Consider the following 15179-nt stretch of genomic DNA (forward strand, 5'->3'; position numbering starts at 1 on the left):
ATTCTGCTACGCTGCATTCAACATGACATAGAACAAACCTTTTCAAACAAACTCTAACCGATTAGCCTTCCAAAAGCTTAATTGTGATTCTCCATAAACAGTAATGCCTGTAGTTAAAAGCTATATACGTGACCAAATATCAAGAATCTCTACCATTTTCTCAGGAGTTATACCTCTTTTTTGACTTTTTCCATGAGAAATTTTTACACGAGTAATTACATCATTCAAAGAGGCAAACTTTTTCTTTTTACGTTCTATTTCTAAACTTGCAAAAATTTTATTAGCTGTTGATTCGTTAATACCTGCATTGATCAATTTCAGAATAAGTTGAGTTTGCTCTAGAGTATTAAATATCTCTAAAGGCGAAATTTGTTTATGTGTTTTAACTTCAATACTCTTTATCTTATCTTCTGTTTTTTGTCTTTCTTGAGCTAGTTCTGATTTGAACTCATTAATTTGTTTTTCAAGGCGTATCTCCAAATTTGCTAACCGCGATTCTAATTTTGTTATTTCAGTTGTTTCAGGTAATAGTTTTATCACTTTATCGGATGACTCTAAACCCTTGATAGTTGAGGATTGCTTGATTATTAAATTCTCTATTTTTGGTGAAATTACAAAGGCATTTACCATTTCAGCTTTTCGCGGATTTTTTTCTTTTGCTCTCACAGATGCGTAATATTCAAAATGCCCATCAACTACAATATAACTTTCTAGTCCATTGACTTTGACTATTAAAGGTCTAATAATACCTCCGCTTTCTAGAATTAAGTCTGCAAGTTGCTCTAAATCAGTTTCTAAAAAATTAGAACGTGGTGTGTTAGAAGTAATACTTTTTACATCAACTAGAGAAAAGTTAATCATTAATTAATTCCTAATATTTTTTAATACTTCGTCTGCTAAAACATTAAATTCCTCAGCAGAGACTTGTGCAGAAGTTCTTAGTTCAGCAAATTTAACAATAGACTTAGGATCAGGATATTCTAACTCTCCAACTTGTAAAGTCTGATTCATACATTCTGATAGTGCGGTTCTATCATAAATCACCGATTCCATCAGTGGTAATTGATAACGTTCTGAGATGACTTCTCTCTGTTTAGGAAATGTATATTGTAAGAATTTGGAATTTGTGGAAATTTTAGAAGGAAGAACACCCATAATGGTGAGAGGCACTTTACCCATCACTTCTCTAGATTCATTGATTTCGTTCACAAAATTTTTTACTGTTGGTAAACCTTGATTAGCAAAAGGTTTTAAATCTGAAGGAACAATCAAATAATCGGCAGCGATCAGTGCAACCTGGGCATATAAATCTCTAGAGGGTGGTGTATCAATGATGACTATATCATAATCGTTTTCCACCCGTTTTAATTTTGAAACTAACCTGCTTCTGCTAGCCATAATTTTATTCAATTTATCCTGTTCTTGAATTAACGTAATATGAGAAGGAATAACATCTATCTCTGGATTGTTAAAATAATCAGATTTACGTAATACATCCGAAATAAAATTGAATTCTCCTGATTCTAATAAATGATAGATATTGCTTTCTCTTAAATTGTCATCTTCCTCAAATTGAAATTTTATTAATCCTGTAGCAAAAGTAGTATTTGCTTGAGAATCTATATCAATTAACAGCACCCTTTCATTTTTTTTACTCAATGCTGCTGCAAGGTTAACAGCAATAGTTGTCTTTCCTACTCCGCCTTTATTGTGGTAGATTGCAATTGTTTTCATAGAAGGTTTACCCTGCAGCTGAATTTTTAAATTTGATTGTTCTTTTGGGAATATCGTAACTTCTGACTGATCTATTACCTGTTTTTGCTTTAAGCTTTCTCTTCCAATAGAATTTTTGATTTCTTCTAACTTCGTCTCAACTTCTTTACCAGAACACTGAAAAACTAACTTAACATCATTTTCAACTTTTTCATAAATCCTGATTTCCTTGCCATTGGTTAATAAACCATATCTTACGTTCAAACTTGTTAAATAGTGCCTGAGTCTGGGGACGTGATTCTTTAAGTTTTGTTTGGGATGCTTTGCCTCCATGACTACACTTAATGGTGAGTTGGCATCTAAGACAAAGGGCAGGACTTGTGCCGCAAATGCTAAGAAATCTAACCGGATGCTACCAACAGCAACTTCCTGATGCCAGGTGTCTGGAGTATAACCTAGCTGTGGTAGTAAATATTGCACGATGAGCTTGCTTTCTACTTCGCTTTCATTACGGCACAACTCAGGATTAAAAAGCAAATTTTTTACCCCAATGAATATGTATTGGTGTTCATTATGACACACAGCAAACTAGTTAATCCATAACAATTACTGCATACTAAGTATAGAAATAAAATTATGTTTAGTAATTTTGCTGAAAATAAAGATAAATGTATTGATTTACTTCAGCCTACTATATCGTCATACCCCGCAGCATCTCATAATTGCTACCCAACGTCCAGAAGCCGGTATTGTCACCCCAATTATCCGTTCAAATTTGCCGGGAATAGTTGCTTTAAGAACTGCTAGCGAAGCCGACTCAAAAATTGTCTTAGGAGGTACAGAAACATCCGCCTCTTATCTATTAGGTAAAGGTGATTTACTCTACCAAATTGGCCCCCAATTGCATCGGTTACAAAGCCGGTTTGCTAAACAAATTCAGATCCCATCAGGAAAAACTCAGTAGGCGCAATTTCACCGATATCATTATTAATAATTGATGATATTGTTAAACTCCCTACTTACAAATACTGATTTCATATCTCTTACACCCCATCTATGCCAATAAATTCAGCCATCCAATCAGATTACTAAAAAATTTCTCCAAAACTTATCTAAGTTCATCCTGTAGGGCTAATAAAAAACTGAACAATAAATATATATACACCTCCTACCCTACACCCAGGATGTACAAAAATGAGTACAAAACTACTTTCAATGCTAGCTGTTAATCAACTTACATTAGTTGTCTATCTTGACCAATATGGATATTACCACTATGAGATAATTCATGGTAAAGGCGTACTGCAAAATACTGAGATATTTTATAATCAGCATTCAGCCGAACTAACAGGAATGTTGTGTATTAATTCAATATTAAACTATTACATATAGAGATGATATTGATTCGCTCCTAAGTAGAATTTAACCATCAATCATAGAGATTCAGTTATCAGAAAAATAAGTTTTAGGTGTAACAACTACAGCAATCTATTTAATTTGTAAAAATTGTGGGACTTCAGAACCCCGGTTTCTTAAAGAAACCGGGGTTTCGGCTATCACAAATGGTTTGTATAACCAAACTTGCTTAATTACGAATTACGAATTACAAATTATCATAAGGGCGTATTACTATATACTCTATCGAGGCAATATTGCTGGCACAACTCTTTTAATTTTCCTGTAAAGATTAAATTTACCGGAAATTTTCATTAACTGGGAACGCGTCATCAGAGGAATTAACAAATGGGATATGTAATTGCTACTGCAAATATGAAAGGTGGTGTAGGTAAAACTACCCTCACTGTCAATTTGGCTACTTGTTTGGCAAAAAATTATGGTAAAAAGGTGCTGGTTCTGGATTTAGATACGCAAATCAGTGCCACACTTAGTTTGATGTCGCCTTTAGATTTTGCCAAGCGTCGCAAACAAAGATTGACATTTAGATATCTCATTGATGAAGTTATCAATCCAGATCCGAATACTAAGTTAACTATCAAAGATATCATTCAAACTCAAGTCTGTAATTTGCCAGAACTACATTTATTACCAGGAGATATAGACTTATATGATGAGTTTGTCGTGTCAGAAATGTTGCATAGACAAACAGTGGCTTTAGGTGAACAAAACTTTGAAGGTGTTTGGAATCGGTTTGAGAGAGTCTTGATTAATAATATTTTAAAATCAGTACGCGATGAGTATGATTTTATTCTTTTAGATTGCGCTCCCGGCTACAATTTATTGACGCGGAGTGCTTTAGCAGCTAGTGATTTTTATCTTCTCCCAGCAAAACCAGAACCTTTATCTGTAGTAGGTATTCAACTGTTAGAAAGACGTATTGCCCAGTTAAAAGATAGTCATGAACATGAGACTAAGATAAATATTAAAATGCTGGGAATTGTTTTTAGTATGTGTAATACTAACCTATTAACGGGTAGATATTACAAACAGGTTATGCACCGAGTTGTAGAAGATTTTGGTGTAGAACAAATTTGTAAAGCACAAATTCCCGTAGATATTAATGTGGCTAAAGCTGTTGATAGTTTTGTTCCGGCTGTTTTAAATGCACCCCAATCAGCCGGTTCTAAAGCATTTTTGCAGTTAACTCAAGAGTTATTGCAGAAGTTGTGATAAGTTAGTCTGCCTAAATATTTGTAGTTGGGATTAAGAAAATTTGTAGGTTGGGTTGAGGAAGGAAACTCAGCAAAATGTAAGATTTGTTGGGTTTTGCGATCGCTCAACCCAATCTACATCGAAGTGATGTTTTAGGCTTAACTGAGCGGTATTGATTCATTATTCAGCACTTATAAGAATTTCTGATTTGGTTGTAAATTGATTGCAAAACGACTATAGACAATTTGAGTTGAAGATTTAGAATCACACCAAAAAACATCCTGAATAACTTTGTAATCATTCTCCATCTCTGCTAAGTCAAAATGAACCAAAGAGATATTATTCAATCCCACAACTTCTTTACCATCCTGAAACCATCGATATTGCCAAAACATGAAAGGTTGTAACCATTGCAAGTAAGAATTTTGGGCTTTTTTGTGGGCATTGATTAAAAAAGACATTTCTCTTTGAGAGTGGAAATCTTGCGTGCTTTGTCGCGGTATCCACTCCAGTACACAATACCAATCAGGGTTATGCTTTCCTTGATCACGGGCTGATTTTTTCGCAGAAACTTGCACCATATTTGGTGGTTGATTCCAGCCTAGCCACCGTCTAATTTTTTCTGGTAATAGCCACTCTTTTAAACGTGTATGAATTAATCTGGTGACTGTTTCTTCATTCTTTAAAGCACTAGAAGTCAACTGTACTAATACAGATTGTTTTTGTGAATTGAGCGTTTTTGCATAAGATAAGCGAGCGGTGCAACTGTAGTGAATATCTCCAGACAGAATCACTAGTTTTTCACGTTGCTCACAAAAAATATTTAACAGTTTTGCTAAGGCGGGAAAATTAATATTCCAAGCATCTCCCACATCTGTAGAAAAAACTTGCTCGCGTTTTAATTGCCAATGGTGAATCCAATCAATTACTTGCAAACCAAATACATTTGTCGGGGCAATAACAAAGGTGGTGAGATGATGATTGTCTGCTGTTTGTTGTAAAGGTTGCAGTAGTTGTTGATTCATTGCCCGTGGACACAATAACATAGGTGGGGCTATGGGTTTTTTATCGGCTGGATAGCCCCGCCAAGTGCGTGTATCTAGGACGATGACTTCATGGCAGTGGCTTTTGATGGTGTAGTGCCAAGTCAATACTTGGGGATCTCGTTCTAAAATAAACACCCCATCTTCTAACATCAAATTAGGTAAGTCAGTGTGAGGATCAGTAGTTGGTATGCCAACATATCGCGCGATCGCCTCCTGTGCATCTTGATCTGTCCCTTGGGAATTTGACCACGCATTAGCCGCAACTAGCAACTTTTCACCGGAACTATTAGCGACAAATTGCCTAGGTGTATTACCCCAAGCCTGAAACACTGCATAGGCTAACAAAGCATTCTGCACAACTCGCCTTCCCAGAGGATTTCCCAACACCCGCAAACACCAAGCTTGATTTAAATTCCAATCATCACTCACATCATGGTCATCAAAAATGGTGTAGGTGGGAATATTAGCCAAAGCACGGCGCACTTGCGGCAGAGTTTGAATATATTGGCGTAAATACTTAACTGACTTGTTCCAATACTTGATAGCATGACGCTTGTTGGTGACTCTGTGTGCTTTAGGAAACGCATCTGGCCAGCACACTGGCGACCAAGAAAGTATATAAGCAGCGTAATATTCCCCCAAGCTGAAAAGATGACTAGACACTTTCTCTGGTTTATTGTGTAATCCAGCCGTAAAGCCAGCGTCTTCTGTAGCCACTTGAGCGCGATCGCCGGGAGGTAGTTCTTTGGGTGTACGATAAACTTGGCCGATGGGTAGTTGTTCTTCCCAACCTAGTAAAGCATCCCCTAAACGACTAGCACACCATAAAAATGGTGCGGCTACATCATCACCGTAAATTTGATCCCCTGTCAGAAATAACTGATGGGGGCGATGCTCTCCGAGCGACCGGAGGTCATCGCGAGTTTGCTTGGCAGTTGCTATTAACCCATCTAAAATTGGTAAGGCATCAAATCCATGACCATGAGGTTTACGACAGGAAGCATGGACAATGTGCAAATCTTCCAGGTGGTTGGGTGGAAGAACAAAAGTTGGTTTTTGATGTGCAAAGTAGCTAATGCTGACGTGAGGAAAGCGGTTAGAAGATAAAGCTTGCTCTAGTGTGAGTACAGTTTGGTCTGCAAGGGTAAACTGGAAGTCATAAGCATAGATGCTATCATTCGTTAAACTCTCCCCATTTGCAGACACAGCTGTAATCGCTATGACGTGTAAATGTTTGCCTAAAGCAACTGTAGAACGTCGCCCCACTAATAAATAATTTTCTAAACTTTCACCATAATCTGTTGTGTGATAAACTTTGATTTCTACCTGGCAAGACTGTTTTAATGCCATCAACACTGTCACCGATTCCGGTTCAGTATGTTTTAGTATTGGCCCAACCAAAATCATTGGCAGGTCGTCAAAAAAGCTTGCAGTTTGATTATTCATTACGCCATGTGCAAATTAATATTCGGTAACAAGTTAATTGAACTAGAGAGGTTATCGTTCAACAGTGTTGCATAAGCTCTCTTGTTTATTTGACCAGCCCTGTGTAACAAAATAATAAGTCGCACATTACATGATTATGGTGAAATCAAATTATTCCCATTGACTGATTAAGTGAGCAACTTGCAGTTACGCTACTGGCTGCACAAATTATGAATACAACAATTAAGTTAATGTATCCTAGCTTTAATAAAATAGCATAGCCTTTTTTGGTTTTATAGTTCAATTTTTCTAGTAGTATCGCGAGTATTGCCCTAACTTATGATGATTGGGGTTAAATCTGGCAAATATCAGATCATTATCTATTGATTAACTGGAAATCTCTAGCTTATTATTCTCTTTTATACATTCACCAATAGGCTGATTTTTTGAAAATCAGAAAATATATGGTATTACTTCTCGGCTCTTAATTAAGAACTTAGTTTTAGTTTATTCTCTCTTATGATTGTTAAAATTTAGGTTAGCTAATACGAGAGCCAAAGTAATGGTTACAAGCAAATTTGATCATACAATAGCTGCCATTGAGTTAAATGCAGCTAGAAAATTAAACTGGGATTATAACCAATTTAAAGAATCTTTCAGTTTTACAGTAAATGATGAAGCTATTGAGATAACACCTAAGAAAAATATACTTACCGAATCTGAGGTAGAAACTTTAAAGGAAGCTTTGTTAGATTATGGTTTTAACTATAAAAAAACCGTCAATGATTTTATCTTAGTTTTTCAGCAAGATATTGAATCAAGATAAATATAAGGTTGAGTAGTTAATATCATTTGGCGATCGCCAGCCCCGAAACTCTGGAAAATTATCAAGGTTAGCTTAAAAACCCCTGAGAAACTGGATCTGAGTTGCGTCAAGAAATTGAACAGGCTATAGCTGCTGCTAAAGTCATGACATGAACCCGATTGATATATTGAGTTTATGATTAAAAGTAGGTAGAAGCAAAATAAATATATGCCAGTTGTTGCAGCTAAATCTTATGTAGAGTATCGAAAGGATGCTTATTGGATCGAAGGAACTCGGATTTCCCTCGACTCTGTTGTTTACGCCTTCCGAAGTGGATTATCACCTGAAAGCATTGTTCAGTCTCTTCCGTTACTAACATTAGAACAAGTTTATGGCGCGATCGCATTCTATCTAGCTAATCGTGTTGAGATAGATTCTTACCTAACAGCAGAGGAAGCCGCTTTTGATGCTATGCCCCAACCCTTGCAAACTACTGATCCTGCTTTGTATAATAAGCTGATGGTAGCTAGGTCAGGGAGTCAGCAAGTGGGATCGTGATTATTAGTTACCAAGCCGATGCTGACTTGAATCAGGCGATTGTCACTGGCGTGTTACGGCGAGAACCTACGATTAATTTTCAAACTGCCTTTGCTGCTAGGTTGGAAGGCGTTAAAGATGTAGAAGTATTGGCGATCGCCGCAAAACAGGGGCGCGTTCTCGCCAGCCACGACCGCAAAACTATGCCATCAGAATTTGCTGAATTTATCAGCAACAATCAGAGTTCAGGAGTGATCATCGTTTCCAGGAAACTACCAATTGAAATCGTTATTGAGGAACTATTGCTAATTTGGGCAGTATCGAGTGCAGAAGAGTGGGTTGATCGGATTGCAAAACTGCCTCTCTGACGTAGGCAACAACTGCAAAAACATTAAAATGGTGTTTCAGTCTGCAAATGAATAATTGCTTGGGTGTGTGGATGCTGAAAGCGGAGTTCTCTGGCGTGTAAGTGTAAACGAGTAGCCCCAGCATTGCAACCATATAGGCGATCGCCTAATATCACCTTTCCTAATCCTACCAAAGCATGAACCCGCAACTGATGGGTGCGTCCTGTCAATGGTGCAAACTCAACGCGGGTATATTCTCCTTCCCTCGCCATCACCCGAAAGTGCGTGAAGCTGGGTTTACCATGTTCCCAGTCAACTTGTTGATAAGGTCGATTTTGTGGATCTCCCCATAATGGTAATTCAATTAAACCTGTGTCTATGGTGACAACGCCTGCAAGTATGGCTTCATAAACCTTGTGGACTTGTCGCTGTTGGAATTGCTGGCTAAGTTGACGATAAGTTTGAGAATCACGCGCCACCAAGAGAATCCCAGAGGTTTCTTGATCTAAGCGATGCACCGCCGCTAAATTATCGCCATCTGGTAATAAATTACGTAAGCGACTGATCACGCTGTCTTGAGTTTCTAGATAACGCCCTGGAACAGATAACAGTCCAGCAGGTTTGTTGACACCAATCAAATGTTCGTCTTCGTAAATAGTTTTTACCTCTCCCCAAACCCTAAAAGGGAAGGGGGTAGGGGGGTTAGGTCTTAAACCCGCCAACAAAAACCCCATCAATGGCTGACAGCGTTCTGCACAAGCACCATAAAATTCCCCTTGGGATTTATCTTGATTAGATGTCCCATACCAAAATTCTGCCATTGCTAGGGGCTTAAGTCCGTGGGTGGCGGCGTAGTGGAGTAGCTTCGGGGCGCAACAGTCGCCTGTACCTGTCGGTAAACCATCGGGCATTAATTGCTGCAATGATGAAGATTGCCCTAAAAAATTCATCAGGGAGTAAGCGGCGTGCATCTGGGCTTGGAGTTGTCGAGATAGGGCTTTACGCTGTTGTTTGAGTGATTGAATACGAGTATCTGCTGTAGCGATCGCTGCTTTTAAAGTTGCCAAAGTTACATCTCGTTGGCGTTTGAGTTTGCGGCGTTCTATGCCCTGCTGACGGCTTTCTGCATCTAGTTGTTCTAAAGCCAAAGTTAAGGCTTCACCTGTGAGTGTGTCGCTAAGTTGCTGGCGTTTTTCCTGTCGTTGCCGTTTCAACTTAAAATGGCGATCGCTCATTACTTGCAATTGTTGTGCAAATTCCCGCGATAAATTTTCATCCTCTTGTCTCGCTGGTAATTGTTTCAGGGTGATGAGTTCTTGCTTAATTGCTTCTAACTCAGCCAAAGTTTTCGCTTCTTGTAAAGCTACTTGTTCTCTCCCAGGAATCGGCGCAACCCAGCCATCTACAACATTTTCACCATTGAGTAAGCCAGAAAAAGCTTTTAAAACTCGTTGTTCACCTGTGAGTAGTTCTACTAATAAGACACCATACATTTTACCTTCATGGAAATAACGCTCATCTTCGGCTAGTTGTTGCATTAAACCACAGGCGATCGCTTCTACTAAAGGTGTGCGTGGTAGCCTAATTAAATCACCAGTTTGCAGACAACGCCCCTCGTACCAATAACTAGGCAATTGGTTAACGTCAGTCCACTCATAGTCAAGAAAATCTGCAATCTGATGTAATATCATGCAAGCATCAAAATGTCGTCAACAATATGTCCGGGGAAAGTTTCTATCACATTGGCTTTGGACAAATTGATTTAGGTTCTACACCTCCTACTATGACCTTTTTTGAATTCAAAATGCAAAATTCAAAATTCAAATTACTGAATAACGTTCGCGTAGCGCATACCACAGAGACGCAGAGAACACGGAGAAATAAGGGTTTGAAAGAGTTTTTGCGTAAGTCTTGTATGGGTTTGCGGCTGCGGCTGTGTGTGGAGTAGTAGCACCACGTACCATCACACAAGAGATAATTTTCTCTAAAAAGGATATGGCTGTGAACAATGCGATCTCTACTGCTATGTATGCAGCAAAAAACTGTGATTAAAGTTGCGAAATAGCCAAGTTTAGCAAAATTTTATTTACCACCAGTATTTTTATCTATTCTTCACCTAAACTTTAATTTATTGTTCAGTAAATATAGGTAATATATATAAAACTAACCTTATTCTAATATTTGACTAGGCGGCGAAAAATAAATTTCATAGTAACAACTATAGTCCGAATTAGTCTATCTCTAATAAATAATATTTTATTTAGATATTAATAAAGAAAATCAAATGATAAATGCTAGCAAGCTGATTATTACAAATATCAATTTAGCTTTAATTACACTCCTGCCAACACTGATGTTTTTAGCCTTACCCCATCGTGTAAATGCTGAAGACCCAGGCGAATGTTTTATGATTAACGCCTCTGGTAGAACAATTAAACTAGAAAAGCTTTGTGGCGTTAACATTGAGAAAAAAATATCTCCCCAGGCAGAAAAAAGAGTATTTCGTGTTCCCATCAAACGCCGTCTGGGCAGAACTCCTGTAATTGATGTCACCTTTAATAACAACAAAACCTTTGAGATGATTTTTGATACAGGTGCTAACAATACGTTAATTACGATAGGAACAGCAAATGCGCTGCAACTCAAAACGACAGGAGTAATGACAGCGCAAATTGCTGATGGTAGCCAAATCGAATTTCCTATTAGTACAGTACAATCGATGGCAGCAGGTGGTGCTGGAGTGCAAAATGTAGAAGTAGCGATCGCACACAACGCACCAATCGGATTACTCGGTAATGATTTTTTTGGTCATTACGACATCAAAATTTTAGAAACAACTGTAGAATTTCATCCCCGATAAGTAGGGAGTGGTGAGTGGTGAGCTAAATTTTCAGCATGGGGGTATTAGGTTTTAAGCGCGATCGCGAAAACCTTGTCTTCCATTGACTGGATCAAACAGTACATCATATCTGTTGAAAAATCCTATCCCACTATTCACCACCACAGGTTGGTCTAGCTGTGGAACAACATTGACATTCCACACATTCAACCCATTGGTGTTTCCTGGGGTAATGCTGTAGTTAAAAATTTGAGGAATTGATAGTTTCACCGTATTTTGTGGGCGTAATCTTCCTGGTTTGAGTTTACCCATTAGGGAAGCAGTTTTAAAGTCAATCAAACTGCTGTTTATCCCAGAATCAACTACCATTCTGGCATTACAGGTATTTTTCATAGAACTGGCTGCGATCGCTAAACAAACTCCATTGAGTCTAGAATCCCATCTGTTGCCAGGAATACCATTAATCACGGGTTGTTGACTCAGAGAGGCTATTTTAAACCCTGCTCGATTCTGTGCTGTCAAGCCGAGAATCAGACTACCGTTACTACTACCACGATTACCTGTAACTATAAATCCATTACTCAGATTTCCTGGTAGTTTTCTTAAGGGATTATAGGGAAGTGTGCGTTCCCCATAATTGACTCCGATAATACCAGCAAACGGTGTGCCACTTTTGGCAGAACAATTAGGTTTTTGCGGGGTACATTGGCGGCTAGTAACGACTTGCACAGGAACAGGTTCTTCAGTGGCAATCAAACCAATCCGTAAATTAGTGTAAACTATCTCTCCTTCTAAGATAGTACCATCACTTAACACCTCCCTAACTATTTGACCCGTTCTGTTAATGGGGGCATTGCCTAAAAACTCCCTAGGAACTCTTAGCCCCGCAGAGCCTGTATCCATTAGAATACGCCTAGGCTGACCGTTAGCTACTGCCACCTCTAGGAAATAACCGCTTGCACCCCTGGGATATAAAGGAACTGATACAGTATCAAAACTGGGTTTACGGGCTATGACTTGGGAAGTATCACGTACCACCGGATTAGGAAACAGTGCTTGAAACCCAGCCTGACGCTGCGCCACTGGTTCTGTACCATAGTCCCAAAGGCTTTCGTAGTAGAAAAAGACTGCACCTAAACCACGTTCTTGAGCCGCCCGTACTTGAGACTGAATTTGTTGTATGGAAACTGGACGATTTCTCAACCCCGTCATAATACCTATAGCAGTAGGTATTATTTTTTGTGACTCTATAATTTCTGGGGTAATAATTGTACTAACAAAACTTTGCAAATCATCCCGGTAAACCTGTACTGCCAACTCATCAACAACACCCAACCGCACCCAATTAAGCCAGTCTTGGAGTTGAAATTTGTAAGCAAAGTTATAGTAATTGGGAGAAACCGAGAAAATTGCCCTGGGTTTTCTGGCTTTCACAGCTTGGTTAAGTTGCACCATGAAGGCTGTGATTTTATCTGCCCGCCATTTCATCCACACTTGGGCTTGAGGATTAGGCGGCGGGGGACTCCCAGTTTCCTGAGTGTACAAGTTAATTGTGTATTTGTCGTACCCAAAATCAACAGGTAAACTCATGTGGTCGTCAAATTGAATACCATCAGCGTCATATTTACTAATGATTTCTACTACCAGGTCAGTAATAAACTGTTGCACTTCTGGGCGAAAAGGATTCAGCCATGCTACCTCACCCGCAGCTGAGATTGAAGTTTTAGTACCATCCCCCTTTTGTGTCAACCACTCTGGATGCTGGGATGCTAGTTCTGAAGTTAGGGGAGTCATGAAACCAAACTCAAACCAAGGTATCGCTAGTAAACCTTGACGGCGGGCTTGACTAACAATATCTGCAATTACATCTTGCCCTTCTGTCCCTTTGAAGAAAAAAGGAATGCCCATGCGTTGCGTTACCGCACTGGGATATTTTGCATAACCATCATTCCAAACCACTGGGTAGACTGTATTAAAGTTCAACCGCCGTAACTGAGCAAATGTATCCTGTACTTTAGCGCGATCTCTAAGAATGTTAAAGTCATTATTCGTCAGCCAAACCCCACGAATTTCTTGACGAGGTGACTGTGGTAATTGAGCAGTTGCGGGAGTGAAGTTGCCTAGTAGAACGGTTGTAGACAATGATATGGCAAACAACACTGGGAGAAGACGCTTAAGGAATGGAAAGAGGGAGTAGGGGGAAAAACTTCTATTTTTGTGCTGGAATTGATTCGGCATTACTGTCTAAATATTTATACTTAATAAATGAGCTTAATTTACAACCTTCTATTTAAGTTTGTAGTAAGGACTTTAGTTCTTAGAAAAATTAGGACTAAAGTCCTTACTACGAAAGTGACGCAACTAGTAGGTAAGTAGTGCCAAGTCAGAATCTCGGATGAGGCGGTATACTACTCCTCTAAGTAAACACCTCCTATCCTGCTTTTATGGCTTTAGTTATTGCTGGGGAACGTAGTGGAGTGGGTAAGACAACAGTCACGCTTACCCTTTTAGCATCTTTATGTCGGCGTGGTGCTGTAGTGCAATCTTTTAAGGTCGGGCCAGATTATATTGACCCGATGTTTCATACTTACGTTACAGGTCGTGCGTGTCGGAATTTAGACCCAGTGTTGACTTCAGCAGCCTACGTTCGTCAGTGTTTTACTCATCATCAAGAAAGTGAATATGCTTTAGTTGAAGGGGTGATGGGGTTGTTTGATGGGGTGAAGGGGACTGGGGAAGACAATTTACTTAGCACTGATTTTGCTAGTACGGCACACATTGCGCGACTTTTAGATTTACCTGTGGTGTTGGTGCTTGATTGTAGTCGCTTGTCTGGTTCGGTGGCAGCGATCGCTCACGGTTATTGCTCCTTTGACCCTAGAATTAAAATAGCTGGTTTAGTGCTGAATCGTGTAGGTAGCGATCGCCATCTCTCTCTCTTGAAAGATTCCCTCAAACCTTTACATTTACCTATTCTTGGCGTTTTACGTCGTCAAGATAATATTACAATTCCCGATCGCCATTTAGGTTTAATCCCTACCGCAGAACTCCCCGAATTAGATGCTGTAATCACTCGCCTCGCTGATTTAGGTGATACTTGCTTTGACTGGCAAACTTTATTACCCTTGTTAAAGACTGGGGACTGGGGACTGGGGACTGGGGACTGGGAATCGGGAAATTCGGTAACACGAAAGATAGGGACAGTTAAAATTGCCGTAGCACGCGATCACGCTTTTAATTTCTACTATCAAGATAATTTAGATATCCTGCAACATTTAGGTGCAGAATTGGTCTTTTGGAGTCCCTTAGCAGATGAATTACCCCAAGGTGTGCAGGGAATGTATTTTGGGGGTGGTTTTCCAGAAGTATTTGCTCAACAATTAGCAGCTAATACGAATGCCCGTGATAGCGTCAAACAAGCTATTGTGTCAGGAATGCCCACCATTGCAGAGTGTGGGGGATTGATGTATTTGTGTGAGCAAATAGTGGATTTTGAGGGTGAATCTTGGCCGATGGTGGGAATATTGCCTACATCTGCGATGATGGATAAAAAGCTGACTTTGGGCTATCGTCGCGCTGTGGCTTTACAAGATAGCCTGTTAGTCAATGCAGGAACAAATATTTATGGACATGAGTTCCATCGTTCTCATCTCATATCAAATCCTGATCAGCCTTTATTTACAACTTATCGCTACGATGTGGCAGAGAATCTCGGATGTGAGGGATGGGGTTTACCAATAAATATTCATGCTTCTTATATTCATCTGCACTGGGGGGAAAGTGTAGAAATTCCCCAACAGTTTATGCGTCAATGTCGTCAATATTGGGTTCAGAATTAAACTCTTACGCATTCTTTA

11 protein-coding genes and 1 pseudogene are annotated in these 15179 nt (G+C 39.3%); 7 read left to right on the forward strand and 5 right to left on the reverse strand.

From position 1 onward, the window contains the following. Positions 1 to 120: 120 nt before the first annotated feature. Positions 121 to 861, reverse strand: coding sequence for a chromosome partitioning protein ParB (locus tag VB693_RS10560; protein WP_323266226.1), 741 nt, complete (start codon positions 859 to 861; stop codon positions 121 to 123). Positions 862 to 864: 3 nt separating this feature from the next. After that, on the reverse strand, positions 865 to 2250 hold the full coding sequence (locus VB693_RS10565) for an AAA family ATPase (RefSeq protein ID WP_323266227.1): 1386 nt from the start codon (positions 2248 to 2250) through the stop codon (positions 865 to 867). 175 nt (positions 2251 to 2425) lie between these two features. Here VB693_RS10565 and VB693_RS10570 point away from each other — a divergent pair. Beyond that, a pseudogene (locus VB693_RS10570) lies at positions 2426 to 2677 on the forward strand (hypothetical protein); the annotation flags it as partial. Positions 2678 to 3456: 779 nt separating this feature from the next. Continuing rightward, entirely contained in the window at positions 3457 to 4341 is an 885-nt protein-coding gene (locus tag VB693_RS10575; RefSeq protein WP_190695945.1) for a ParA family protein, read from the forward strand. 173 nt (positions 4342 to 4514) lie between these two features. Here VB693_RS10575 and VB693_RS10580 read toward each other — a convergent pair whose 3' ends face one another. Beyond that, positions 4515 to 6815, reverse strand: a complete 2301-nt coding sequence (locus VB693_RS10580) for a PhoD-like phosphatase (protein WP_323266228.1) — start codon at positions 6813 to 6815, stop codon at positions 4515 to 4517. Between the two features lie 541 nt (positions 6816 to 7356). Here VB693_RS10580 and VB693_RS10585 point away from each other — a divergent pair. The 3 genes from VB693_RS10585 to VB693_RS10595 all read left to right on the forward strand — a co-directional run bounded on the left by VB693_RS10585 (position 7357) and on the right by VB693_RS10595 (position 8504). After that, positions 7357 to 7620 (forward strand): hypothetical protein, encoded by a 264-nt coding sequence (locus VB693_RS10585; protein WP_323266229.1) that lies wholly within the window; start codon positions 7357 to 7359, stop codon positions 7618 to 7620. 207 nt (positions 7621 to 7827) lie between these two features. Continuing rightward, positions 7828 to 8157 carry a DUF433 domain-containing protein gene (locus VB693_RS10590; protein WP_323266230.1) on the forward strand — a complete coding sequence of 110 codons (330 nt, stop codon included), beginning with the start codon at positions 7828 to 7830 and terminating at the stop codon, positions 8155 to 8157. After that, positions 8154 to 8504, forward strand: coding sequence for a hypothetical protein (locus tag VB693_RS10595; RefSeq protein WP_323266231.1), 351 nt, complete (start codon positions 8154 to 8156; stop codon positions 8502 to 8504). The genes VB693_RS10590 and VB693_RS10595 overlap by 4 nt, the downstream gene beginning before the upstream one ends. Before the next feature lie 23 nt (positions 8505 to 8527). On the opposite strand, the gene VB693_RS10600 is transcribed toward VB693_RS10595, so the two are convergent. Continuing rightward, positions 8528 to 10174 (reverse strand): RluA family pseudouridine synthase, encoded by a 1647-nt coding sequence (locus VB693_RS10600; RefSeq protein ID WP_323266232.1) that lies wholly within the window; start codon positions 10172 to 10174, stop codon positions 8528 to 8530. Between the two features lie 593 nt (positions 10175 to 10767). Here VB693_RS10600 and VB693_RS10605 point away from each other — a divergent pair. After that, a complete protein-coding gene (locus tag VB693_RS10605) occupies positions 10768 to 11343 on the forward strand; it encodes a retropepsin-like aspartic protease (protein WP_323266233.1) in 576 nt (191 codons plus the stop codon). Between the two features lie 51 nt (positions 11344 to 11394). On the opposite strand, the gene VB693_RS10610 is transcribed toward VB693_RS10605, so the two are convergent. Next, a complete protein-coding gene (locus VB693_RS10610; protein ID WP_323266234.1) occupies positions 11395 to 13560 on the reverse strand; it encodes a glycoside hydrolase family 10 protein in 2166 nt (721 codons plus the stop codon). Between the two features lie 206 nt (positions 13561 to 13766). On the opposite strand from VB693_RS10610, the gene VB693_RS10615 reads away from it, so the two are divergent. Continuing rightward, positions 13767 to 15161, forward strand: a complete 1395-nt coding sequence (locus VB693_RS10615; RefSeq protein ID WP_323266235.1) for a cobyrinate a,c-diamide synthase — start codon at positions 13767 to 13769, stop codon at positions 15159 to 15161. Positions 15162 to 15179: the final 18 nt, after the last annotated feature.

The organism is Anabaena sp. UHCC 0399, from assembly GCF_034931465.1.
GTDB lineage: Bacteria > Cyanobacteriota > Cyanobacteriia > Cyanobacteriales > Nostocaceae > Trichormus > Trichormus minutissimus.